Origin of the sequence: Nocardiopsis sp. LDBS0036 (assembly GCF_041228755.1) — a bacterium.
In the GTDB taxonomy this organism is placed as follows: Bacteria; Actinomycetota; Actinomycetes; order Streptosporangiales; family Streptosporangiaceae; genus Nocardiopsis; species Nocardiopsis dassonvillei.
The window spans coordinates 2,488,703-2,512,046 of the sequence record NZ_CP141103.1 but is presented as its reverse complement, the minus strand read 5'-3'; the positions used below and the strand labels follow the sequence as shown (position 1 = coordinate 2,512,046).

General features: G+C 72.2%; 20 protein-coding genes and 1 tRNA gene. 14 read left to right on the top strand and 7 right to left on the bottom strand.

The window, feature by feature from the left end:
- Positions 1-66 precede the first annotated feature (66 nt).
- The 3 genes from proB to UIS43_RS10530 all read left to right on the top strand — a co-directional run bounded on the left by proB (position 67) and on the right by UIS43_RS10530 (position 2,671).
- Positions 67-1,224: a glutamate 5-kinase gene (proB, locus tag UIS43_RS10540; RefSeq protein ID WP_013154389.1), complete on the top strand. Its 1,158-nt coding sequence runs from the start codon at positions 67-69 to the stop codon at positions 1,222-1,224.
- A 72-nt stretch (positions 1,225-1,296) separates the two neighbouring features.
- Complete coding sequence (locus UIS43_RS10535) at positions 1,297-2,187, top strand: alpha/beta hydrolase fold domain-containing protein (RefSeq protein WP_013154388.1); 891 nt, start codon at positions 1,297-1,299, stop codon at positions 2,185-2,187.
- Positions 2,188-2,224: 37 nt separating this feature from the next.
- Positions 2,225-2,671: a type II toxin-antitoxin system PemK/MazF family toxin gene (locus UIS43_RS10530; protein ID WP_013154387.1), complete on the top strand. Its 447-nt coding sequence runs from the start codon at positions 2,225-2,227 to the stop codon at positions 2,669-2,671.
- Between the two features lie 114 nt (positions 2,672-2,785).
- On the opposite strand, the gene UIS43_RS10525 is transcribed toward UIS43_RS10530, so the two are convergent.
- The 3 genes from UIS43_RS10525 to UIS43_RS10515 all read right to left on the bottom strand — a co-directional run bounded on the left by UIS43_RS10525 (position 2,786) and on the right by UIS43_RS10515 (position 7,593).
- Positions 2,786-3,745, bottom strand: a complete 960-nt coding sequence (locus UIS43_RS10525; RefSeq protein ID WP_370013048.1) for a cyclase family protein — start codon at positions 3,743-3,745, stop codon at positions 2,786-2,788.
- A 458-nt stretch (positions 3,746-4,203) separates the two neighbouring features.
- Positions 4,204-5,448: an AMP-dependent synthetase gene (locus UIS43_RS10520; RefSeq protein WP_232051688.1), complete on the bottom strand. Its 1,245-nt coding sequence runs from the start codon at positions 5,446-5,448 to the stop codon at positions 4,204-4,206.
- A 483-nt stretch (positions 5,449-5,931) separates the two neighbouring features.
- The gene (locus UIS43_RS10515; protein WP_013154384.1) at positions 5,932-7,593 is read right to left on the bottom strand and encodes an FAD-dependent monooxygenase; all 1,662 of its coding nucleotides are present in this window, start codon (positions 7,591-7,593) and stop codon (positions 5,932-5,934) included.
- A 222-nt stretch (positions 7,594-7,815) separates the two neighbouring features.
- Here UIS43_RS10515 and UIS43_RS10510 point away from each other — a divergent pair, with 222 nt between their 5' ends.
- The 4 genes from UIS43_RS10510 (at position 7,816) to UIS43_RS10495 (ending at position 12,492) form a co-directional block, all read left to right on the top strand.
- Complete coding sequence (locus UIS43_RS10510) at positions 7,816-9,288, top strand: MFS transporter (RefSeq protein ID WP_117199100.1); 1,473 nt, start codon at positions 7,816-7,818, stop codon at positions 9,286-9,288.
- A gap of 162 nt (positions 9,289-9,450) precedes the next feature.
- The gene (locus UIS43_RS10505) at positions 9,451-10,566 is read left to right on the top strand and encodes a ScbA/BarX family gamma-butyrolactone biosynthesis protein (protein WP_370013047.1); all 1,116 of its coding nucleotides are present in this window, start codon (positions 9,451-9,453) and stop codon (positions 10,564-10,566) included.
- A gap of 35 nt (positions 10,567-10,601) precedes the next feature.
- Positions 10,602-11,351, top strand: coding sequence for an HAD family hydrolase (locus UIS43_RS10500; protein WP_370013045.1), 750 nt, complete (start codon positions 10,602-10,604; stop codon positions 11,349-11,351).
- Positions 11,352-11,436: 85 nt separating this feature from the next.
- Positions 11,437-12,492: a 3-oxoacyl-ACP synthase III family protein gene (locus UIS43_RS10495; RefSeq protein WP_013154380.1), complete on the top strand. Its 1,056-nt coding sequence runs from the start codon at positions 11,437-11,439 to the stop codon at positions 12,490-12,492.
- Between the two features lie 285 nt (positions 12,493-12,777).
- Here the strand turns inward: UIS43_RS10495 and UIS43_RS10490 are convergent, their stop codons facing one another.
- The 3 genes from UIS43_RS10490 to UIS43_RS10480 form a co-directional block, all read right to left on the bottom strand.
- Entirely contained in the window at positions 12,778-13,242 is a 465-nt protein-coding gene (locus UIS43_RS10490) for a MarR family winged helix-turn-helix transcriptional regulator (protein WP_013154379.1), read from the bottom strand.
- Positions 13,243-13,341: 99 nt separating this feature from the next.
- Positions 13,342-14,304, bottom strand: coding sequence for an aldo/keto reductase (locus UIS43_RS10485; protein WP_071622526.1), 963 nt, complete (start codon positions 14,302-14,304; stop codon positions 13,342-13,344).
- 106 nt (positions 14,305-14,410) lie between these two features.
- On the bottom strand, positions 14,411-15,703 hold the full coding sequence (locus UIS43_RS10480; RefSeq protein WP_232051686.1) for an AMP-dependent synthetase: 1,293 nt from the start codon (positions 15,701-15,703) through the stop codon (positions 14,411-14,413).
- Positions 15,704-16,242: 539 nt separating this feature from the next.
- On the opposite strand from UIS43_RS10480, the gene UIS43_RS10475 reads away from it, so the two are divergent.
- The 3 genes from UIS43_RS10475 (at position 16,243) to UIS43_RS10465 (ending at position 19,696) form a co-directional block, all read left to right on the top strand.
- Positions 16,243-17,517 carry a glutamate-5-semialdehyde dehydrogenase gene (locus tag UIS43_RS10475; RefSeq protein ID WP_013154376.1) on the top strand — a complete coding sequence of 425 codons (1,275 nt, stop codon included), beginning with the start codon at positions 16,243-16,245 and terminating at the stop codon, positions 17,515-17,517.
- A gap of 296 nt (positions 17,518-17,813) precedes the next feature.
- Positions 17,814-18,785 carry a hypothetical protein gene (locus UIS43_RS10470; RefSeq protein WP_071622525.1) on the top strand — a complete coding sequence of 324 codons (972 nt, stop codon included), beginning with the start codon at positions 17,814-17,816 and terminating at the stop codon, positions 18,783-18,785.
- A 179-nt stretch (positions 18,786-18,964) separates the two neighbouring features.
- Positions 18,965-19,696: a S9 family peptidase gene (locus UIS43_RS10465; protein ID WP_071622524.1), complete on the top strand. Its 732-nt coding sequence runs from the start codon at positions 18,965-18,967 to the stop codon at positions 19,694-19,696.
- 249 nt (positions 19,697-19,945) lie between these two features.
- Here UIS43_RS10465 and UIS43_RS10460 read toward each other — a convergent pair whose 3' ends face one another.
- Positions 19,946-21,001, bottom strand: a complete 1,056-nt coding sequence (locus tag UIS43_RS10460) for a M48 family metallopeptidase (protein ID WP_013154373.1) — start codon at positions 20,999-21,001, stop codon at positions 19,946-19,948.
- 231 nt (positions 21,002-21,232) lie between these two features.
- On the opposite strand from UIS43_RS10460, the gene nadD reads away from it, so the two are divergent.
- The 4 genes from nadD (at position 21,233) to UIS43_RS10440 (ending at position 23,112) form a co-directional block, all read left to right on the top strand.
- Complete coding sequence (gene nadD / locus UIS43_RS10455) at positions 21,233-21,886, top strand: nicotinate-nucleotide adenylyltransferase (RefSeq protein ID WP_013154372.1); 654 nt, start codon at positions 21,233-21,235, stop codon at positions 21,884-21,886.
- A gap of 17 nt (positions 21,887-21,903) precedes the next feature.
- A complete protein-coding gene (gene rsfS, locus UIS43_RS10450) occupies positions 21,904-22,302 on the top strand; it encodes a ribosome silencing factor (RefSeq protein WP_013154371.1) in 399 nt (132 codons plus the stop codon).
- A gap of 34 nt (positions 22,303-22,336) precedes the next feature.
- Complete coding sequence (locus tag UIS43_RS10445; protein ID WP_013154370.1) at positions 22,337-22,960, top strand: histidine phosphatase family protein; 624 nt, start codon at positions 22,337-22,339, stop codon at positions 22,958-22,960.
- A gap of 79 nt (positions 22,961-23,039) precedes the next feature.
- Positions 23,040-23,112 (top strand) — tRNA-Ala (locus UIS43_RS10440).
- Positions 23,113-23,344: the final 232 nt, after the last annotated feature.

Here is a 23,344-nt window from a genome sequence, read left to right as displayed (position 1 = left end):
ACGGCCCGGCCGACAGGCACGAGCGCGGCGCCCGGTGCCGCGCCACTGGATGGAAAGCCCCACACGGTGCACAGCGCAGGAATCGAACAGACCGACTCCCTGGAGGCCTCCGGGCGCGCGGCGGTGGCCGCCGCGCGCCGGGTCGTGGTCAAGGTGGGATCGTCCTCCCTGACCACACCCGACGGCCGGATCGACTCCTGCCGCATCCGCGACCTGGTCCGGGTGCTGGCGGACCGCCGCGCCGCGGGCCAGGAGGTCATCCTGGTCTCCTCCGGGGCGGTCGCGGCCGGGATGACCCCGCTCGGCATGGCCCGCAGGCCCCGTGACCTGGCCTCCCAGCAGGCCGCCGCCAGCGTGGGCCAGGGGCTGCTGCTGGCCGCGTACACGGCCGAGCTGGCCGGGCACGGCCTCACCGCGGCGCAGGTCCTGCTCACGGTCGAGGACATGATGCGGAGGGTGCAGCACCGCAACGCCCAACGCACGCTGCGCCGCCTGCTGGACATCGGCGCCCTGCCCATCGTCAACGAGAACGACACCGTGGCCACGCACGAGCTGCGGTTCGGCGACAACGACCGCCTAGCGGCCCTGGTGGCGCACCTGATGCGCGCCGACGCGCTGGTGCTGCTCTCGGACGTGGACGCCCTGTACGACGGCAACCCCTCCGCTCCGGGGTCGTCGGTGGTCAGCCTCGTGCGCGGCCCGGCGGACCTGGACGGGATCGACATCGGCAGCGCGGGCGGGCGGGGCGTGGGCACCGGCGGGATGGTCACCAAGGTGGCGTCGGCGCGGATCGCCACGGAGGCGGGAGTGCACACCCTGCTCACCTCCGCCGCGAACGCCCGCACGGCCCTGGAGGGCGGGCCCGCGGGCACCTTGTTCGCCCCGGCGCGGGGACGGCGCCCTTCGGCCCGCCAGCTGTGGCTGGCGCACGCCACGGCGGGCCGGGGCAGCCTGGTCCTGGACCCCGGCGCGGTCACGGCGGTGGTACGGGAGAAGGCGTCCCTGCTCCCGGCCGGTGTGGTGAGGGTGACCGGCGACTTCAACGCGGGCGACCCGGTGGACCTGTGCGACGAGGACGGCGCCGTCGTCGCCCGCGGACTGGTCAACTACGACGCCGCCGAGGTGCCCGACCTGATGGGCAGGTCCACGCGGTGGCTGGCCCGCGAGATGGGCCCCTCCTACGAGCGCGAGCTGGTGCACCGGGACGACCTGGTCGTGCTCTAGACCACGTACCCGGACCGCCGCGACACCTCTGTGGCAATGTCGGGGACACCCCCGAGGAGAGTGGAGACACCCATGCCTAGCCTGGTGGCGAGAATGCTCGCGGTGGCGTTCCGGGTGGCGCGCAAGCGCCCCATGGAGACCGTCGAGGGCGCGCGCGAGCGCATCGACGAGGCCAAGGACGACCCCGAGCCGCCGCACTGGGTCGCCAAGCGCCACGAGACCACCCGGCGGGAGGTCGGGGGCTTCGCGAGCTACACGGTCCTCGCCCGGGACCGGGAGGAGGACCCCGACAAGGCCGTCCTGTACGTGCACGGGGGCTCCTACATCAGCGAGATCTCCCCCTGGCACTGGGTGCTGATCTCGCGCATGGCGGACGTGGGCTGCCGGGTGGAGGTGCCCATCTACGGGCTGGCGCCCCAGCACACCTACCGCGAGGCGTTCGGCTTCCTCCACACCGTGTACCGCGACCTGCTGGAGCACGTCGCGCCGGAGCGCACGGTGTTCGCCGGGGACTCGGCCGGGGCCGGGCTGGCGCTCGCCCTCGCGCAGACGCTGCCCGGGGAGGGCCTGCCCCAGCCCGCGCGGCTCATCCTGGTCTCCCCGTGGACGGACCTGACCATGTCCAACCCCGACATCGCCGAGGTGGAGGGCCGGGACCCCTGGCTCAGCCCGGTCGGCCTCAAGGAGGCCGCCAAGGTGTGGGCGGACGGCGACGACCTGTCCCTGCCCCGGCTCAGCCCCGTCAACGGCGTGCTCTCCGGCCTGCCGCCCATGGACCTCTACATCGGCACCCGCGACGTGTTCCTGCCCGACACCCGGCGCCTGCGCTCGCTCGTCGCGCGGGCCGGGGGAGAGGTGGACCTGCACGAGGAGGAGGGGGCCTTCCACGTCTACCCGCTGGTCCCGGTTCCCGAGGGCAGCCGGGCACGGGCGCGGATCATCGGCACCGTCCAGGACCTGTGAGACCTCCGGGGCGGGGCGGAGGCCCTAGGATGCGGGCGTGAGCGAACGAACGACGCGCCGAAGCGAGGACCACCCCCACCGGGGCGAGGTCCGCGAGATCCCCACCGCCGCCAGCGCCACCAGGCTCGTCTACGCGCCCGAGCGCGACGGACTCGCCGACGCGGGCGAGATCGTGTGGACGTGGGTCCCCTACGAGGAGGACCCGGGGCGGGGCAAGGACCGCCCGCTGCTGGTGGTCGGCCGCCGGGGCGGGCGGCTGCACGGGCTGATGCTGTCCTCCCGGCGCCCCGACGCGTGGGAGCGCCAGGACTGGCTGCCCGTCGGCTCGGGCCCCTGGGACCGGGAACAGCGCGACTCCTACGTGCGGGTGGACCGGCTCTTCGAGTTCGACGAGGACGACATCCGCCGGGAGGCGGCCGTCATGGACGAGGAGCTGTTCTGGATGGTCGCCGACGTCCTGCGGGCCCGCTACGGGTGGAGCTGAGCGGCGGAGGGCGGTCGCCCGTCCGGGGGCCCGGGGACGGCCGGGTCTCCACCGGAAGGGCGGTCGGGCCCCGGGGCGCAGGACCGCCGCCGGGGCCCCGCGGCCCCCGTCGCCTCAGGAGAGGGCCAACAGGCGTACGGGGCCGCCGGAACCGCCCCGGATGTTGGCGACGCCGACGATCGCCATAGCGCCGCTCTCGGGAGCCCTCTCCAGGTGGGCGACCATCTCGACGGCGTACTTGTTCTCTCCGAGGAGGAACACGTGCGCCTCGGGGTTGGAGGCGGAGTCGGGCCCGTAGTCGAAGCTCGGGGTGTCCACGGCGATCCCGGCGATGTCCCGCGCGCTCAGCAGCCAGTCGATCGCCTCGATGTCGAACCCGGGGAAGTGGGCGACGCCGTCGCTGTCGCGGTTGAGCATCGCCTCCTCGCTCTGGAGTACCCGCGCGCTCCATCCGGAGTCCATGGCGACCAGGGCGCCCCGGGGGATGCGGCCGTGGCGCCTTTCCCACCGGCGCAGGTCCGCCACGGTGACCTGGGCGTCGTAGTGCCTCGCGGCGCGGTCGGCGATGCGGACGACGACGAGCGGACAGACCAGGTCGCGCGGGTCCACCTCGTGGGTGTGCAGTGCGTCAGCGCTGTCGTTGAAGTGCCACGGCGCGTCGAAGTGGGTCCCGGTGTGCTCGTCGATCTCCAGCTTGAGCGCGTTGAAGCCGTCCTCCTCGATCGAGGCGAACTGGAAGATGTTCGGGTCGAGGATGTAGGGCCGGTAGATCGGGAAGTCGTTGTGGAGGACGTGGGTGAGGTCGGTGACCGTCAGCCGCGACGGGCTGATCCCGGCGATGGTCTGGGCGTGGGCGGACTCCACCGGCCCTCCGAGGGCGCCGATCCCGGTGAGCACGGCGCCGACGGCCGCCGAACCGGTCAGCATGCGCCTGCGGCCCAGGCCCGCGCCGGCCGGGCGCGCGGGCGGCGCCGACCGCTCCGCCGTGATCGTGCCCCCCGGCGTTTCCGGGGCGTGCCCCGATGCGGTCATGAACGTCTTCCGGGCCTTGTGGATCACGTGGGGTCCGCACATCGCAGTGTTCCTCTTCCAGGTCTGCTGTCCGTTCGATCTGGAATGAGTATACGATCTCTTATGCAAAAGTGAAGCCTGCGCCCCATGCGATGTCTTGTTTTCAGGGCGGACGCGGACCGGCGGCCTCGCCGCGGAAGGTGACCGGGCGGACACGCGGTCGGGCCGGCGCGCAGGCTCGTGCCCGTGCCGGGAGGTGTCGTTCTCCGGCGGGGAGGCCGGAAGGGCCGGAGCGTTTGGGGTGTGTCCGGAGCCGGCACGGCGTTTTCCGCCGTTCCCCGAACCCGTTGTGTGTAACGGAGTGCGCCCCGTCCTCCGGACCGCCGCGCCCGCCCGGGGAACGGAGGGAATTGTTCCTCGACGTGACAGCCCGCGTCCCGCCGTATTTCGCGGGAGCCGCGCTCGCGCCGCGCCGGTGAATTCCCGCCCGGCCCTGTGCGGGGCCGGGTGGCGGGAACGGGTTACGCGGAGCAGCGGCCCCGGGAGGCGGTGCGGACCACCATCGTCGGCGCCGAGCCGTCCGAGGACTGGTCCAGCAGCCGCCGGGAGAGGGTCACCTCGAAGGTCTCGGGGGCCTCCTCGATGACCTCCGCCAGGGCCAGGCAGCCCGACACCACGTGGTGCCGGATCCACTCGACGGTGTACAGGTCCGGCTCCGTCCCGGGGCGGAGCCGGACCCGCAGGCGCAGCCGCTCGTTCTCGGTGTGCGGACGGATCAGGACCACCTGGGCGGCTTCCACCGAGTCGAGTTGGAGGGCGAGCGACGCCAGGTCGGCGGGGGACACCAGACTGCTGAGCGGACCGTAGGGCGCGTCTATGCGGCTGTTGGTCCGCAGGGGCCGGCCGGGCAGCTCGCAGGTGCACGACGTCCACTCGGCCCCGGTGCCGGTGTCGTAGCGCAACAGGGGGACGACCGCCTTCCTGTGCGTGACGGTCACGAGCATGCGCCCGTTGACGACCTCGGTGTGCTGGTAGGGGAGCGGGTGGAAGGTGTCGATCGCGCAGTCGGGTCCGCTGTGCCCGATGATCCAGGTCTCCGCGGAGCCGAACAGCGCCCATGTGCGCAGGTGGGGGAAGTGCGTGCGGATCAGCGAGCGCGTCCCCGCGTCCATCGCCGGTCCACTCCAGAGCACCTTGCGCAGGAAGTCCAGGCGCCGTCCGGACGCGGCGCAGAAGCGCAGGACGCGCTGGACGGTGTCCAGGGTGGCGGCGAGGGCGCTCACCCCGTGCCGCTCGAAGAGGTCGAGGCACGGCTCGATCATCTGGTCCGTCGGGGCGTCGAGCGACAGGGTGGGGACGCCGGCCCGTGCGGCGAGCGCGTTGTGCAGGTCGTGCGACGCGCGCATGTGGAACGGGGTGCTCAGGCTCGCGACCAGGTCCCCCGGTGCGAAGGGCTGAAGGTGCGGGGCGATCTCGTCCACGTGGAGGTCGGAGGGGAGCGCGCCCAACCGGCTCGTGGACGTCGTTCCCCCCATGAGGTGGAGCGAGGCCCGGGAGAGTTCGGCCGGGGACTCCCGCATCATCGTGTCGACGGCCTCGCCGAGCTCCTCACGGGTGAGGGGAGGCAGGTCCACCAGGCGGGGCCTGCGCCCCAGCACGAGGTAACGGCCGTACTTGCGCCGCATGGACGGGATCCTCGCCAGGCGCTGTAACGCGTGGGCCAGGGAGAGCGGCCCCTCCACTTTTCCTCCGATATTCATCGTCATTCTCGTGCTCGCATCTCTGGGTGTCAGGGATTTCGTTCATCCCGCCGGGGCGGCTGCGGTGACGTTAATGAATGTGGAATTCCCGTTAATTCTTCTCGGGGAAATGCCTTCGTTGGCGGCATGGCAGGTTCGGGGCCGTTGGACAGTAAATCAGATTCCCCCACCGAGGAACATGGTGAAGATTTCCCCTGCTGGTAAGCGTGTGATCACCGCAGGTCATGTGTACTTGTTGGGAGACGCCTCGGAGCGTGTTCCCCCGGTGGCCGGATGCGGTCGAGTGACCTTGCTCACCGCTCCTGGCCGCCGTGCGGGGTGAAGGCGGAGGCCGCGGGAGGCGCCGGGACGCGGCCCGGCGTGCGCGGGGAGAGGGCCCGGTGCGACCGTGTCGCTTCGGCGGTCCCGCCGGTGGGCCCCGGTCCGCGCCGGAGCCCCGGCGGTGCCGAGTGCCGTCGGCACCGCCGGGGCTCCGCGTGGAGGAGGCTCTCAGGCGCGGCTCGGCGCGGCCTGCCCGGCGGCCCCGGGCGCGTGTCGCCGACCGTCCGCCGCCCCCAGGTGCACGGCCAGTTCCACCCTCAGGCGGGCGTGGTCCCGCGCGTGCCCGTGGGCGGCGACGTAGCCGTCCGGTCGGACCAGGTGGTAGCCCGGTGCCGAGCACAGCCGGTGCTCCGAGGCCTGGTCGGCGCTCAGCGCCACCGTCCGTACCTGGGGCCGGTCGGCGACGAGCGCGGAGAACGGCTCCCCGTCGCGGGTGCGTCCCCGGCCGGGTGTGACGGCGAGCGTCCACCCGCGGACCCCCTGCCCGCTCCCGGCCTCCCCGTGCCCGGCGACGCCCAGGTCCACGGCGAGGGAGCGGGGGAGGGCGTGGCCGGTGCGGACGGCGCCCGCCAGCCGTCCGGTCACCCGGCACAGGGAGGGCCAGGTGGGCTCCTGGGTGAGGCGAGCGGGTGTGTAGCGGAACCGGTAACCCGCCATGACGGGCAGGTATCCGCGTTCCATGACCGGTTCCAGGACGCGGAAGGCCGCGTCCCGGCCCGCCGTCTGCACGGGGTGCTGGAGCATCCAACCGCGTGTTTGGATGTCGGTGTCGCGCACCACCTGCCGCGCCACGTCCTTGCGTTCGGGGCCGTAGGTGGAGAGCAGTTCCGGTCCTGCCTCGCCCCGTGTCACCGCGGCCAGCTTCCAGGCCAGGTTCTGCGCGTCCTGCATCCCGGTGTTGAGGCCCTGGCCCCCGGCCGGGCTGTGCACGTGCGCCGCGTCCCCGGCGAGGAAGACGCGGCCCCGCTGGAAGTCGTCGGCGTGCCGCCGGTGCACGCGGAACACGGACTCCCACACCGGGTCGACCAGCCGGACCCCTCCCGGGCCCTGCTCGTCCGTGATCCGCTGGAGCAGGTCCACCCCCGCCTTCTCCCCGGGCGGAAGGCTGGCGAAGAACCGGAAGACGCCGTCGGGCAGGGCGACGATCACCAGGGCGCCCCGGGGCGACTGGTAGTAGAGCGCCTCGTCGACGGGCAGCTCCCCCTCGATGTGGCAGTCCACGAGGGCGAACGCCGACTCGTAGGTGCTGCCGACGAAGCCGGTGCCGATCTGGGCGCGCACCGCGCTGCCCGCACCGTCCGCGCCGATGAGGAAGGGCGCGTGGTAGCGCTCGACGGTCCCGTCGGAGTGTTCGAGGATCGCGGTCACCCCCTCGGTCGCGGTGATGTCGCCGGAGAAGTCCAGCCCGTCGAGGGCGAGCAGCCGCACCCCCCGTTCGATGCGCCCGCCGAGCGCGTGCAGCCGCTCGGTGAGCACGCGCTCGGTCTCGTTCTGGGGCAGGCACACCGGAGCCAGGTGCTCGGGGAACGTGAACGTGGCCAGCGGGTCGCCGGAGGAGTAGTAGCGGAACCTGCGGATGTCGATACCCGCCCGCCGGGTGGATTCCAGGGCGCCCAGGTCGTCCAGCAGGTCGAGGGTGCGCGGCCAGAGCAGCAGGGCCTTGGGGAAGGGGGAGGCGGACTCGGCGCGGTCGATGAGCCGTACACGTACTCCTCGTCTCAGGAGCTCGCACGCGGCGGTCAGGCCCACGGGCCCGGCACCGACCACGAGGACGTCGGAGGGGGTGCTGTGTGCGCGGGTGGAAGCGGTGTCGTCGCTGGTCAACTGCATTTCGGGGAGCTCCGATCGAACAGGTTGCGGCGGGTGTCCCGGGTCCGCCCACCGCGCGCGTGGCCAGTTCTATAAGATTGACGATGGACATAAGACACCTTATGCTCATCCACGAATGGATGGCTATAAGGAAGCGAATTAAGGGGTAGGGGAATGGCGATAGAAGCCACGGATCGGCAGGGCGCGCGGAGTGCTCCCGCCCCGTTGACCAGGGGACAGGCGGTGGCCACACTCGTCGCCGTCGCCCTGTCCAGCGTGATGCTGCCGCTCGCCGTCACCGCTCCGGCCGTGGCGCTCACCCAGCTCGCGGCCGACCTGAACGCCAGCGTCGGCGAGGCCCAGTGGGTCCAGAACGCCTACAACGTCACCTTCGCGGCGTTCATGCTCGCCGCCGGCGGACTCGCCGACCGCTTCGGCAGGCGCCGGGTCCTCGTCATCGGCCTCGTCGTTTTCACCGCGATGGCCACGGTGATCGGCCTCTCCTCCAACATCCTCGTCATCGACGTCGCCCGCGCGGTCCAGGGCATCGGCGCCGCGGGCATCATGACCAGCGGATCGGCGATCCTCGCCGACTCCTTCCGGGGAGCGGCCCGGGCCCGGGCCTTCGGCCTCCTGGGGACCTCCTTCGGCTTCGGACTGGCCATGGGGCCCTTCGTCGCCGGGCTGATGGTCAACTTCCTGGACTGGCGCATGGTGTTCCTGATGAACCTCGCGTTCGCCGCCGTCGTCCTGCTCCTGGTCCGCTCGATCCGTGAGTCGAGCGACCCCGGTTCCACCTCGGTGGACTGGGGCGGCGTCATGACCTTCAGCACCAGCCTGTTCCTGCTCTCCCTCGCCTTCGTCCAGGGCGCCGAGGCGGGTTGGCTCAGCCTGAGCGCGATCGGGTCGGCGGTCGGGTTCCTCGTCTTCCTCGCCGCCTTCGTCGTGGTGGAGTCACGGGTCCGGCGCCCGATGTTCGACCTCTCGCTGTTCAAGCGGCCCACGTTCGTCGTGGTCGTCTGCCAGCCCTTCACCATCACCTTCGGCTTCGTGGTCCTGCTCGTCTACCTGCCGCCCTTCTTCCAGGGCGTCGGCGGGTTCGGCGCCGCCGAGGCCGGGGCCCTGCTCCTGCCCCTGACCCTGCCGGTGCTCGCCCTGCCGATGCTGGCCGGGCAGCTCGCCGCCAGGCTCCCCCTGCGGGTCATGCTCGCCACCAGCTCCCTGCTCATCGCGGGCGGCTCCCTGTGGTTGATGACCCTCCAGCCGGGCCAGCACTGGACGGCGCTCGCCGCTCCCCTGGCCCTGTTCGGCACGGGGGTGGGAAGCGCCTTCGGCGTCATGGACAACGCGGCGCTCAGCTCCGTGGAGGTCGAGCGGGCCGGGATGGCCTCGGGCATCTTCAACACCATGCGCATCACCGGGGAGAGCGTGGCGATCGCCGGAGCCGGGTCCGTGCTGGCGACCCTGTCCCTGAACACGCTCGACCTCCCCTTCGCCGACCCCGAGCAGGAGCGGACCCTGGCGGGTGAGGCCACCCAGGGCCGACTGGAAACGGCGCTGGGCCAGTTCGCCGAGGCGGACCGCTCGACCGCGCTGGACGCCGTCTCGGCCAGCCTCACCTCCGCGATGCACACCACGTTCCTGGGGCTGGCGCTCCTCGCCCTGGCCGGCGCGGTGGTCACGTTCCTCGTCGTCAGGGAACGCGAGCTCCGCTAGGCGGGGTCCTCGCGGGCCCTCCGCCCCGGCTCCCCTCCACCGTCCACCACCGACAGCCCCTCCCGGACCCCGGACCCCGGCCTCCGACCCGCCGTACCGACGCACCGCGGGGAGACGCTCTCCGCCCGCGGCCCCCACATCAGGACCACAAGCCCGAGGAATGTGAGACAGACCATGCAGATGCCCGTGCACCACCTCCTCAACGGCGCCACCGACACCGTGACCGCAGGCACGGAGGGTCCGGCCCTGGACTACGAGCGGACCGTTGACCGCACCGTCGTCCACCGGGAGTCGTTGGCGGAGGTCTTCGTCACCGACACCCAGCCCCTCGGAGGGGACGCCCACGCGGCCGCCGCCCAGCTCCCCCGTTCACACGCCTACTACGGCGACCACCTGCTCCGCCCCCGCCGCCACGACCCCGTGCTGCTGCTCGAAGCATGCCGACAGGTGGGGCTGGCCATCGCGCACACCCACTACGGCGTCCCCTTCGACCACAAGTTCGTGCTCACCACCCTGGGCATCACCATCACGCGCCCCGAACTGATGACGGTGGGGACGGCTCCGTGCGCCCTCCGCATGCTCTGCTCCGTCGGGGACAAGAGGGTCAAGGAAGGACGCGTCGTCGGCTACGACGCCAGGTTCCGGCTCTTCGTCGACGGCACGGAGGTCGGCAACGCCGTCGTCGGCCTGCGGTTCAAGTCCCCGGCGAGCTACGAGGCGCTGCGCCTGCGCAACCGCTCCGGCGAGCCGGTCCCCTCCACGGAGACCTTCGACTTCACCGTCGGCGGGGAGCTCCCCGCCCCCTACCTCGTCGGCCGGTCGAACGGCGACAACGTGGTCCTGACCGGGCTCGCGGGGGCCGGGGACACCGTGTCGGCCTCCCTGCGCGTGCTGCCCCAGCACCCGAGCCTGTTCGACCACGCCCAGGACCACCTGCCGGGCATGGTCCTGATCGAGGCCGGGCGCCAACTGGCCCTGAACACGCTCCTGGAGGTCCGGGGCACCTCGCCGGCCAAGGCCTACCCCACCGAGATCACCGCCACCTTCACCAGCTTCGGCGAACTGGAGCCCCGGACCGAGTTGCGGGCCGTCACCGCTCCGGCGGGGGCGGAGGGGTCCGAGGAGGAGGGCGTCTACTACACGCAGGGCGGAATCGTGGAGTTCCTCGCGCCCACCGGCGGCCCCGAACCCGCCCCGACCTCCGTCGAGGTGGACGTGCTCCAGAGGGGCGCGTCGATCTGCCGGATCGAGGTCGGCCTGGTCCGCCTCCCCGCGTGAAGCGGACCGTACCGACCCCTACGACAGGAGAAGCCATGACCCTCGCGAACGGAGCGCACACCCCGGGGCCCCGGGGGCGCGGCATCGCGTTCTTCGACGTGGACGAGACGCTCATCGGACCGAAGAGCATGTTCTCGTTCCTGGAGTTCCACCTCGGGAACGGCTCCAGGCCGCCCGGCTCCTACGAACGGGCCGTGGCCCACCTCAGGGCGGCGGCGGCCCGGGGCGTGCCCCGCCAGGACGTCAACCGCCTCTACTACCGCATCATGGCGGGCGAGTCCGTCGAGGGGCTGCGCGCCGAGGGGCGGGCGTGGTTCTCCGAGGCCGCGCGCGTGCCGGGCTTCTGGCACACGCCGGTGCTGGAGCGCCTGCGCCGCCACCGGGCCGAGGGCGACCTGGTCGTCCTGCTCTCGGGCTCCTTCTTCGCCTGCCTGGACCCGATCGCGGAGGAGGCCGGAGCCCACTGGGCACTGGGCACACGGCCGGTCGTCCGCGGCGGGCACCTGACCGGTGAGGTCCTCGTCCCCATGATCGGCGCGACGAAGGAGACCGCCGCCAGGGCCGCCGCGGCGGTGAGAGGCGTACCCCTGTCCTCGTGCACCGCCTACGGAGACCACTCCAGCGACCTCGCCCTGCTGTCGGCCGTGGGAGTCCCGGTCGCCGTCGGCGAGGACGCGACGCTCACCGCGCACGCCGAGGCCAACGGATGGGAACGCGTCCGCTCCGGCCGCCCGGGCCCCGGCGCGGCGGAGGGAGCCCCGCGCCTCCCGTCGGTGAACGCGTGACGCCGGGTCGGGAGCGCCTCCGCGCGGTGCGGCGACGCTCCCGGGCCCTCCCCTCCCCGCAGCCCAGCAAGAAGGAGACAGCACGATGACCATCGCCATCCTCGGTACGGGCTCGTACCTGCCGGACGAAGTGGTCGGCAACGAGCCGATCGCCCGCACCGCCGGTGTCACAGACGAGTGGATCCGCCGCAAGACGGGGATCCGCGAGCGCCGACGCGCCGCCCCCGACCAGGCCACCTCCGACCTCGCCGCGGCGGCCGGCCGACGGGCCCTGGCACAGGCGGGCGTGTCCGCGGACCGCCTGGCCTACGTCATCGTCGCCACGTCCACCCCGGACCACCCCCAGCCCGCGACGGCCAGCATCACCCAGCACCTGCTCGGCGCGCGGTCCGCGGCGGCGTTCGACGTCAACGCCGTGTGCAGCGGCTTCGTCTACGCCCTCTCCGTGGCCGAGCACCTGCTGCGGCCGCACGGGGAGGCCTACGCGCTGGTCATCGGCGCGGACATCTACTCCCGGATCCTCGACTACGGCGACCGCAGGACGGCGGTCCTGTTCGGCGACGGCGCGGGCGCGGTCCTGCTGGGGCCCGCGCACGACCGCGGCGGCGTCGTGGGGACGCAGCTGCTCACCGACGGGGACCACCACCACCTGATCAGGGTTCCGGCCGGGGGCTCGCGCCTGCCCGCCTCCGCGGAGACCCTGGGACAGGGCGGGCACTTCTTCACGATGGAGGGCCGCGGCGTGCGCGAGTACGTCACCCGGCGGCTGCCCGAGGCGGTCCACCGGATGCTCGACGGCCTGGGCGTGGACCGGGAGGAGATCCGCCACTTCGTGCCCCACCAGGCCAACGGCGCCATGCTCGAGGACGTCTGGCCGTCGCTGGGCCTGGACAACGCCCACCTCCACCTGACCGTGCAGACCCATGGCAACACGGGTTCGGGATCGGTGCCCGTCGCCCTGGACACGGTGCACCGCGCCGGGCTGCTCGAACGGGACGACCTCGTCCTGCTCGCGGGGTTCGGCGGCGGCATGAGCGTCGGGCTGGCCCTCGTGCGGTGGAGTCCCGTGGCCGCGAGGGCGGCCTCCGTGGTCCGTTCGGTCCGCTCCGCGGGGACGACTCCGGTCCACGTTCCCGCGTGACCCCTCCCGGCCCGGGAGGCGGGGCGGGGCGTGTCCGGTCCCCGGGGCCGTGCACGCTCCATCCCGGGACGTGCGTGAACGGTCGGCGCCCCGACCGCGGGGGCGCGGCCTCTTCCGGAAGCCTTTCCCGGGACGCCTGTCCGGGTGCCTTTCAGGACGCCTGGGGGAGCGCCCCTGCGAGCGCCTCTCCGGGAGGGCGCGGGAGGCGGGCGCCCACGGAGCGGCGGGGCGGGGCCCCGTCCGGCTCCCCGCGCGGTGACGCCGGGGCGCCCGCCCGGACCGGGGTCACTCCTCGCCCAGGTCCGCCAGTTCGGTGCGGGTCTCCGCGGAGACCTCCGCGCACCGGCTGAGGAAGCGGACGAACTCACCCTCCTCCTCGCTGCTGAACGCCTCGCTCAGCCGCATCTCCACCCGGATCGCGGCCTCGTCCGCCTTGGCGAGCAGGTCCTGTCCGCTGGGGGAGAGCCTCGTCTCCAGGATGTGGGAGTGCAACGGGTGGGGCTTGCGCTCGATCAGTTCGCGCCTGCTCAGGGTCGCGAGGACCGAGGACATCGTCTGGGGGGTCACCAGGCACCTGCGGGCCAGGATCGCACCTGAGGCCCCGGGCTCCTCCGAGAGCACGAGCAGGACCGTGTACTGGGGGACCGAGAGGTTGAACTGCCTCAGAACAGCGTGCTTCGCGGAGATCAGCTCCTGCTCGGCGCGCTTCAGGTGATGACCGATCCGCTGGTCCATGGGAAGCTGGGTCATCTGGGAATCGTATCTCAGAGCGCCTGTCCCTCCGTGCTCGTCGGCCGGTCGTCAGGCCGGCGCCGGGAGCCGTCCGCTCCACCCCGGCTCGGGGGAGGGTCAGTACCGCGCGCCCGCGGTGGCGTCGGCGATGGTGTCGAGTTCGGCGAGGTCCTCCGGGGAGAGGACCAGGTCCGCGCCGCCCACGTTCTCCTCCAGGCGTTCGCGCCTCTTGGTTCCCGGGATGGGGACGACGGGCAGGCCCCAGCGCTCGGCCTGGGCGTGGACCCACGCCAGGGCGACCTGGCCCGGGGTCGCGCCGTGCGCCTCGGCCACCCGCCGCACGATGGCGAGCAGATCCTGGTTGCGCACGGCGTTCTCGCCGGAGAAGCGCGGCTTGCCGCGGCGGAAGTCGTCGGCGGACAGCTCCTCCACCGGAGGGAGGGCCCCGGTGAGGAAGCCGCGCCCCAGCGGGGAGTAGGGGACGAAGCCCACGCCGAGCCGCGCGCACTCGCCCACCACGGACTCCTCCACGTCGCGGCTCCACAGCGACCACTCCGTCTGCACGGCGGCGATCGGGTGCACGGCGTGGGCGGCGCGCAGTTCGTCGGCGCTCACCTCGGACAGCCCCAGGTGGCGCACCTTGCCCTGGGCGACCAGCTCGGCCATGGCCCCGACCGTCTCCTCGACGGGGACCGAGGTGTCGCGCCGGTGCATGTAGTAGAGGTCGATCGTCTCGACGCCCAGGCGGGAGAGGCTGGCGTCGCAGGCCGCGTGGACGTACTCCGCGTCCCCGCGGTGGCTGCGGGCGCCGGTCCCGCGGTCGCGGACGATCCCGAACTTGGTGGCGAGGACGACCTCCTCCCGCCGTTCCCGGACGACCTTGCCCACCAGCTCCTCGTTGGCCCCGTGCCCGTACATGTCCGCGGTGTCGAGGAAGCCGACGCCCAGGTCCAGGGCGTGGTGCAGGGTCGCGAGGGAGTCGGCCTCGTCTCCCGGGCCGTAGAACTCGCTCATCCCCATGCAGCCCAGCCCCTGGGCGGACACGGTGGGGCCGTCGGTGGTCAGCGGAACAGTCCGCATGCGCACTCCTGTGCTCGGTGGTCGTGCTCGACGCGACTCAGGGAGGTGCTACCCGGGGGTGTGACCTGGGCGCCGCATACGGCGCGTGCGACCCGCCCTCCTGAACCTATGCCGAGAAGGTACCATAAGAACCCTGACCCTGACTCGATATCGATTGGATTCGGAGGCGTCCCCCCTCGCGCACCAGGAACTCGGGGGCCGACCCGTCCGGGAGTTCCCGCAGCATGTGCCGGGAGACGATGACCTCGAAGGACTCCGGAGCCTCCTCCGTCACCTCGGACAGCCCCAGCGACTCGGACAGCACGTGCTGCCGGATCCACTCGCCGGTGTAGAGCTCGGACCTGGTCTCCGGGCGCAGCCGGACCCGCAGGTGGAGCCGTTCGTCCTCGGTGTGGGGATCGACCAGGACGACCTGGGCCGCCTCCACCGAGTCGAGCCGCAGGGCCAGCGGCACGAGGTCGAGGGGGGAGACCACGCGGCTGAGCGGCCCCATCGGGGCGTCTATGCGGCTGTGGGTGCGCACCGCGGGACCGGGCAGGCCGCAGGGGCAGGCCGTCCATTCGGCCGCGACCCCGGTCTCGTAGCGCAGCAGCGGGACGACCGCCTTCTCGTGTGTGACGGTCACCAGCATGCGCCCGTCGACGATCTCCGTGTACTGGTGGGGGAGCGGGTGGAGGGTGTCGTTGGCGCAGTCCGGGCCGCTGTGCCCGATGATCCAGGTCTCCGCCGAGCCGAAGAGCGCCCATGTGCGCAGGTGGGGAAAGTGTGTCCGGATCAGCGCTCGGGTGGCGGCGTCCATGGCCGGACCGCTCCACAGCACCTTGCGCAGGAACCCGAGGTCCCGGCCGGACGCGGCGCAGTAACGGAGCAGGCTCCGGAAGGTGTCGAGGGTGGTGCCCAGGGCGTTGACCCCGTGGCGCTCGAACAGGTCGAGGTAGGCGTCGATCATCTGGTCGGTCGGCGCGTCCATGGAGAGTGTGGGCACCCCGGCCCTGGCGGCGAGTCCGTTGTGCAGCTCCTGGCAGGCCCGCATGTGGAACGGGGTGCCGAGGGTGGTGAACAGGTCGCCCTGTTCGAAGGGGCGCACGTGCGGCGCGATCTCGTCCAGGTACAGGTCCGCCGGGACCGCCCCCAGGCGCATGGTCGACCGGGTGCCCCCCATGACGTTCAGGGAGGCGCGGGTCAGGGCGGACGGGTCGGTGCGCACCAGGGTGTCGATCGCCCGGCCCAGTTCGTCCCTGTCGAGCGTGGGGAGGTCGGACAGCTCCGGCGCGGAGGCCCCGGAGACGTGGCGGAGGTACTTCTCCCGCAGCACCGGAATCCTGGACAGCCGGGCCAGTGCCCCTGCCGTGGACGGAGCCCCGCCGAGGCTCGTTCGCGGACCGAAATTCGTTGTCATTCTCGCACTCGCGTTCCTGGTGTACTCAAATGCGGCCGATCACGGTAGTTCGTACTGCTGCATAGCCATGAATCCGAAGTGACCAGAAGTTCCCTGGACTTCGTCGTCCAGTCGTCGGCGGGGCGGGCCGCAGCTGCCTTCGGAATGCGTCCATTCGAGAGAATGCGACGATATCCGAGGCGCTCTCCGGGGCCGTGTGACCGCGTCGACACCTTTCGTTATCGTCCGTCGTCGGGGGCGTTCCCCTGAGACGGGCCCTTGTCTCCCGCGTTATATGACCTTCCTCACGTGCGGCCTGTGGGACGTCACGCCCGGTGACCGGTCCGGGTTGGGGTACCAGCGTCCGTCCGGTGGACGCCGAGGTGGCGGGCCGGACCGGACGGCCCGGCCGTGCGCGCCCGACTCCGCCCTGTGGACAACCTCCGTCCGGCGGGGCCGCGCTATACGCTGAAAGCGTTCACCCCGGCGCATGCCCCTGAGACCCTTCGACGCCGCAGGGCGGGTACGCCGGGATGGCCTCCCAACCAAGAGAGAGCACCATGAGTGACATCGAGCGCGAGGTCCACGCGGTAGCCGGGCGGGCCAGGGACGCGGCGGCCGACCTCGCCCCGCTCAGCCGGGCGGTCAAGGACGCCGCGCTGCTGGCGATCGCCGACGCCCTGGTCAAGCGGTCCGACGAGATCACCGCGGCCAACGCCGAGGACGTGGCGCGGGCCCGCGAGGACGGCACCAGCCCGGCCATGGTCGACCGGCTCACCCTCACCCCGCAGCGGATCGAGGCCATCGCCGAGGCCGTCCGCGAGATCGTCGAGCTCCCCGATCCGGTGGGCGAGTCCGTGCGCGGATCCGTGCTGCCCAACGGCCTGGACCTGCGCCAGATCCGGGTGCCGCTCGGTGTCATCGGCATCATCTACGAGGGCCGCCCCAACGTCACCGTGGACGCCGCCGCCCTGTGCCTCAAGAGCGGCAACGCCGCCCTGCTGCGCGGCTCCTCCTCGGCCTACTCCTCCAACACCGCCATCGTCGGGGTCCTGCGGGACGCCCTGGAGGGCACCGGGGTCCCGGTGGACGCCGTCCAGATGGTGCCCGGCCGCACCCGTGAGTCCTCCACCGCGCTCATGCGGGCGCGCGGCCTGGTGGACGTGCTCATCCCGCGCGGCGGGGGCTCCCTCATCCAGGCCGTGGTGCGCGACTCCACCGTGCCGGTCATCGAGACCGGCGAGGGCCTGTGCCACGTCTACGTGGACGCCGACGCCGACCTCGACAAGGCCGTGGCCATCACCACCAACGCCAAGGCGCAGCGCTGCTCGGTGTGCAACTCCGCCGAGACCCTGCTGGTGCACGAGGCCGTGGCCGAGGAGTTCCTGCCACGCGTGCTGCGGGCCCTCGGCGAGAGCGGCGTGACCGTGCACGGCGACCCCCGGGTGCTGGAGGCCGCCGCCGCCCACCCGACCGGGGCCCGGGTGGTCGAGGCCACGGAGGAGGACTGGGCGACCGAGTACCTGTCCATGGACCTGGCCGTGCGGGTGGTGCCCACCATCGACGAGGCGCTGGCCCACATCCGCAGGTACTCCACCCAGCACACCGAGGCCATCGTCACCGACTCGCTGAAGGCCTCCCGGTACTTCGTCTCCCGGGTGGACTCCGCGGCGGTCATGGTCAACGCCTCCACCAGGTTCACCGACGGCGGCGAGTTCGGCTTCGGCGCGGAGATCGGCATCTCCACCCAGAAGCTGCACGCCAGAGGCCCGATGGGGCTGACCGAGATGACCTCCACCAAGTACGTGGTCACCGGGGACGGCCACCTCAAGTAGCCGCGCGCGCCGGGGCCGCCCTCGGGGCGGCGGCCCCGGGCCGCAAAGGACCACACGCCACGGGGCCGGCCTGACGCGTGTGTCCGTTGTGCGACCGAGAGTCACTTTCGGGGTTCGGGGGACCGTTGGCATCTGGAGCGTTTTCCCGCTGGAAACCTGGACAGAAGCGAATCTTCGTCTAGCACGTATTCCCAAAGGGACGGCTGGTCGGTAATTTCACTGTGGTGTCTCACGGCGCGCCTCCGCATCGCTCGGAGTGTCGCCCCCCCACGGTCACAACGAAAGGAATCCCCCGAATGAAGCTCCGGAGCAAGGTCGCTGCCATCGCCACGACCGCCCTGGCCGTCGGTGGTGTCACGCTGATGGCCTCCCCCGCCCAGGCTGACCTGGTCACCCTCTGCTCGGGCCACGGCGGTGCCATCACCCTGCCCACGGACCTCGCGGTCCCCGCCGGCAAGAGCTGCTTCCTGGACGGCACGGTCATCCAGGGCGACGTCACCGTGCGCCAGGGTGCCAACCTGCACATCATCGGCGGTGAGATCGAGGGGAAGGTGACCGTCCAGCAGGACGCCTACTTCGACTCCCAGGAGACCTCCGTCGGCGACCGCGTGGTCAACCGCGGCTCCTACGGCACCTACCTGGAGAACAGCTCCACGGGTGCCGCCCTGCGCGCCGTCCCGGTCGACGGCGGCAACACCGACGGCTTCGCCTACGTGGTGGACTCCTCCGTCCACAGCATCAACGCCGAGGTCGGCGCCGTCTACGTCTCCGGCTCGCGCATCGGCGGCGCCGTCAAGGCCGACGGTGTCGAGTACGCCGACATCTACGACTCCGTGGTGCGCGGCGCCCTGACCGTCAACAACCCCGCCAGCGGCGGCATCCTCTGCGACAGCGAGGTGATCGGCGCGGCCACCTACAGCGGCGGCACGGGTCCGGTCGCGGTCGGCGCCGGGGAGCAGGAGGGCTTCTGCTCCTCCGTCAACTACGTCGACGGCGACCTGAGCGTCACCGGCGTCAGCGGCGGCGTCTACATCGACAACAACATCGTCGGCGGTGACCTGTCCACCTCCGCCAACAGCCCGACCGCCCAGATCGGTGAGAACAACCGCGTCCGCGGCGACATCCTCACCGAGGAGATCGCCCTGCGCAGCTTCTCCGCCGCCGTGGTCGAGGAGTTCGAGGCGCACGAGGACGACCTGGTCGAGGAGGTCGAGGAGGCCCGCTCCACGACCATCGACGAGGCCATGGCCGCCGGTCCCGCCTTCTAGGACCCGCTCTCCGGTCACGCCAGGACGCCCGACAGCGCCGACGGCCCCGCCGTCGGCGCTGCCGTGTGCCAGGGGCCCCGCGACCCCGCCGGAGCGCATCGTGGGGACGCGCGGTGGGGGAGGTGGGGAGAGGGCTGTTACCGTCCGCGGGAGGCCATCCCGACGACGAGGAGCGACGCGTGCCCACCACCGTGTCCTACGGAGAGCACCCCAGCCAGATCGCGCACCTGTGGGAACCGGAGGGCGGCGCGCCCGCGCCCGTCGCCGCCCTGCTGCACGGCGGCTGGTGGCGGGACGGGCTCGACGCCGGGCTCATGGATCCGCTGGCCCGCGACCTGGCCGCCGCCGGGTGGGCGGTGTGGAACGTGGAGTACCGCCGCACCGGCGACGACGGGGGCGGCTGGCCGCAGACGCTCGACGACGTCGACCGCGCCCTGGCGGCCCTCGCCGAGACCGCGGCCCGCGAGCCCGGCCGCTACGACCTGTCCCGCACGGTGTCCGTCGGCCACTCGGCGGGCGGGCACCTGGCCCTGCTCAACGCGCTCCACCCCCGCACGCCCGTGCGCGCCGTGGTCGCCCTCGCGCCGGTCACCGACCCCGAGCGCTGCGCACGGGAGGGACTGGGCGAGGGAGCGGTGGAGCCGTTCCTGGGCCCCGCCCCCTCCGCGCGGGTGTACGCCGCCAGCTCGCCGCTGCTGCGCGTGCCGCTGGGGGTGCCCCAACTCGTCGTACACGGGGACGCCGACCAGCGCGTCCCGGTCGACCACAGCCGCGTCTACGTGGCCGCCGCGCGCGCCGCGGGGGACACCGTGGACCACCACGAGCCGGTCGGAGCCGACCACTTCGCGGTCATCGACCCCGCCCACCCCGCCTGGCGGGGGGTGCGCGCCTACCTCGCCGACCTGCGCTGAGCCGGACACGCCCGAAGACGCGGTCGCACCTCGCGACGTAGGAGCCCCCGGCTCAGCGGAGCCGCGCGCCGGGGAGCGCACCCGCCGGTCACGCCGGAGGGGCGGCCCGCGTACGGGGGCCGCCCCTCCGGGCCGGGAACCCGGCACCATCTCCCGCCCGGGCGGCGTCGGCTTCGCGGGTGCCGCCCCCCGCGGCCGGGCGCCCGTTTCCCACGCGCGTCGGGAACCGGTGTCGGGGGGAGAGCCCGGTCAGGAAGAGGTTCCCGAGCCCTGGTTGGTGCGGGAGGAGCCGTTGCGCCACCGGTCGGCGACGGTGTCGAAGATCTTGCCGCCCGCGCTGGCCGCGCTGCCCGCGACGTCGCGCAGGGTGCCCAGCAGCGGGTCGCCCGTGCGCTCCCAGGACTGCTTGTAGGAGTCGGCGGCCTTGCGGGCCTCCTCGCCCACCCGGGCGTCGCGGTCGGTGGAGCGGCGCGGGTAGTCGCCGTTGACGATGCTCTGGTAGGAACCGTCCTCGATCCACCGGTGCAGCTCGGCCAGGCGCACCACCGCGAACGGGTGCGTCTGTCCGACCAGGCTGACCAGCTTGATGAGGCTGTCGCGGGCGTCGCCGCCGGACTCGTACTCGCGGGCCTGCTCAAGGAAGGCGTCGGGGTTCATCTCCACGAGCTTGGAGCCGCCCGCCAGCTTCATCAGGGCGCGCTTGCCCGCCTCGGGGTTCTGGCTGGCGAGGATCCCGGCGCGGTCGCAGGACAGCTCGGACTTGCGGTACCACTCCTCCAGCGCGGCCACGATGGCCTGGATGCCGATGAAGCCCAGCGGCACCCACGCCACGCGGGTGGCCAGCCGGATCAGGGCCAGCAGCATGGTGCGGTAGACGGCGTGGCCGCTGAGGATGTGGCCGACCTCGTGGCCGATGACGAAGCGCTGCTCCTCGGCGTCCAGCAGGTCGAACAGGCCCGTGGTCATCACGATGAACGGGCGGTTGCTGCCGATCGCCATGGCGTTCGGCTTCGGGTTCATCTGGATGTAGAGCTCGGGGACCTCGTCCATGTCCAGGACGTAGGCGGCGTCGCGCACGTAGTCGTACACGTGAGGGAACTGGGTGGGACCGACCCGGACGGCACTGGACAGGAACATCAGTCGCAGGGCGCGCTCGTTGAACAGCCCCGACAGGCGTTTGAACACCTCGTCGAACCCGCGCAGCGAGCGCAGCGCCACCAGGGCGCCACGGTCTGCGGGGTGTTCGTAGGCGCGGGGCGAGATCTCGGAGAGCCGGACGCGGACGCGGTCTGGTGTGTTGGCCATATCGGCATGCTATGCGCCGTGATCGCGCTTGGCCACGGTTTCCGGCTTCGAGATATGACGCGATTTTCGGGCGCCGTCGACGCGCCCGGGGGAAGGAACCCGACACGGCGTTCGTTGTCCCGGTGCGAGGACCGAAAAGGGAGGAAGGGGACAGCGGTGGTGCCCTCCGTCGGCTAATCTCGGTTGGCCGATCCCGGCAACGGCAACGTCCACGGCGAAACGGAGCGCACAGTGGCGCACGCAGCTTCCGACGCATCCCGCAACGGGGACTCCCCCGCGCCCCGGGGAGGAACCGGCCCGACCAAGGTCGGCATCATGGGCGGCACCTTCGACCCCATCCACCACGGCCACCTCGTGGCGGCCAGTGAGGTCGCGCACCTCTTCGGGCTCGACGAGGTGGTGTTCGTCCCCACCGGCCAGCCCTGGCAGAAGGACCTGGCCAAGGTGACGCCCTCCGAGGACCGCTACCTGATGACGGTCATCGCCACCGCCGAGAACCCCCAGTTCCGGGTGGACCGCGTCGAGATCGACCGTTCGGGGCCCACCTACACCCTCGACACGCTCCGCGAGATGCGCGCCAAGTACGGCCCCCACGTGGAGCTGTACTTCATCACCGGGGCGGACGCGCTGGGCGCCATCCTGAGCTGGCACAACGTCGACGAACTCTTCGAGCTCGCGCATTTCGTAGGCTGTAACCGGCCCGGTCACCACCTCAGTGACACCGGACTGCCCGAGGGCAAGGTCTCCCTGGTGGAGGTCCCCGCGCTGGCCATCTCCTCGACCGAGTGCCGGGAACGCGTCCGCAAGGGCGAACCCATCTGGTACCTGGTGCCCGACGGCATCGTCCGCTACATCAACAAGACCGGGCTCTACCTAGAGAGCTGAAAGGCAGCAAGCACAACGTGACAGCCACCGACAGGGCACTGGAGCTGGTCAGGGTCGCGGCGGAAGCCGCCTCCGACAAGCTCGCCCAGGAGATCATCGCCTACGACGTCAGCGAGCAGCTGGTCATCACCGAGGCCTTCGTTCTGTGTTCGGCCCCCAACGACCGGCAGGTCCGCGCGATCGTCGACGAGGTCGAGGACCAGCTCCGCCTCCAGGCCGGGGCCAAGCCGGTCCGGCGCGAGGGCGAGCGTGACGGCCGCTGGGTCCTGCTGGACTACGCCGACATCGTCGTGCACATCCAGCACGAGGAGGAGCGCGGCTACTACGGCCTCGAACGGCTGTGGAAGGACTGCCCCGAGATCGACCTCCCCGAGGGCGCGCGCGGCGCCCAGCGCACGCCGCTGGACGAGTTCTGACCCCGACCCCACTGCGAGTGGAGAGGCACACCACGTGAGCGACACCCCTCGTGTGCTGTTCTGGCGGCACGGACGCACGTCCTGGAACGTGGAGAACCGCTTCCAGGGGCAGACCGACATCGCACTCGATCCGGTCGGCCACGCCCAGGCCAGGCGGGCGGGGGAGCTGCTCGCCTCGTTGAACCCCGACGTCATCGTCGCCTCCGACCTGACCAGGGCCGCCGACACCGCCGGATACCTCTCCCGGGCCTCCGGGGTGCCCGTGGAGTTCGACGAGGGGCTGCGCGAGCGCTTCGGCGGCTCATGGGAGGGGATGACCGGGGCGGAACTCTCCGCGCGCTGGCCGGTCGAGCACGCCCGGATGGACATCCCCGACGGCGAACTCATCGCCGAGGTCGGCGACCGGATGCGCGCCGCCGTCGAACGCGGACTGGGCAAGACCCCGACCGGGGGGCTGCTCGTCGTGGTCAGCCACGGCGCCGCCCTCAGAGTGGGGATCGCCCGGCTGCTGGGGATCCCCGACGAACAGCGCGAGATCCTGGGACCCATCAGCAACTGCTGCTGGTCGGTGCTCCAGGAACGCCGGGGGCAGTGGCGGCTGATGGAGCACAACGCGGCCAGCCTCCCCGAGCCGGTCGTGCTCAGCGACGACGCCTGAACCGTTTCGACGTTCGGGCCGGATTCCGCTATGGTTCAGGGAGTCGGCAGGACCCCACAGGTCCGATCGACTCCCTTGAGGGGCTATGGCGCAGTTGGTAGCGCGCCTCCATGGCATGGAGGAGGTCTGGGGTTCGAATCCCCATAGCTCCACGGACTCAGGACGACCCTGCTCGGCGGCCTTCGGCCGCCTCGCCGGGTCGTCCTTCGTGCTTTCCGGGGGGAGACCCCCCGAACCCCCCGAGGTACCCCCCTGTGGTCGGGGTTGCGGGAATCGGCGGGGCGGGTGGGGTGCTCTCCCACAACGTGGGGCTTCGCCTCTGGGCCCCTGGGGTTGAGGCCGCGTTGATCGGCCGGGTGGGGCGTGTTTCCTCGCAACGCGGGC